This window comes from Aliivibrio sifiae (assembly GCF_002954715.1).
Lineage (GTDB): Bacteria > Pseudomonadota > Gammaproteobacteria > Enterobacterales > Vibrionaceae > Aliivibrio > Aliivibrio sifiae.
Genome location: NZ_MSCP01000002.1, coordinates 1 through 520, shown reverse-complemented (window position 1 = coordinate 520; position 520 = coordinate 1). Strand labels below are relative to the sequence as shown.

1 protein-coding gene is annotated in these 520 nt (G+C 49.2%); it reads left to right on the top strand.

Going from position 1 to position 520, the window contains the following annotated elements:
- Positions 1–520 (top strand): Ig-like domain-containing protein (locus BTO23_RS11355; protein WP_146107808.1); only part of this gene is annotated, 520 nt, incomplete at both ends.

The window sequence follows — 520 nt, the reverse complement described above, 5'->3', positions numbered from 1 at the left end:
CAGCGGGTAATATAATCGAAAGCACTGCGACCTCAACTCATACAGTAGATACATCGGCGGATGCAGGCACCGTGACGGTAGCTGATATCACGGCAGATGACGTGATTAATGCAGTAGAAAGCGGACAAACTATTGCGGTCACAGGTACTGCAACGGGTGGCGACATCAGTGAAAACGATGTGGTGACCATGACGATTAATGGTACCGATTACCAAACCACGGTTGATGAAAATGGCAACTGGAGTGTCGATGTAGCGGGCAATGATCTGGCTAACGATACCGAGTTTGAAGTGAGCGTGGCATCAACCGATGCAGCAGGCAACACAACTAATAGTACTGCAACTTCAACTCATACGGTCGATCTGGTTGCAGATGCAGGCACTGTCACGGTGGCTGATATCACCGAAGATGACGTGATTAACGCAGCAGAAAGTGGACAAACTATTGCGGTAATCGGCACCGCAATCGGTGGTGACATCAGCGAGAATGATGTGGTGACCATGACGATTAATGGTACCGA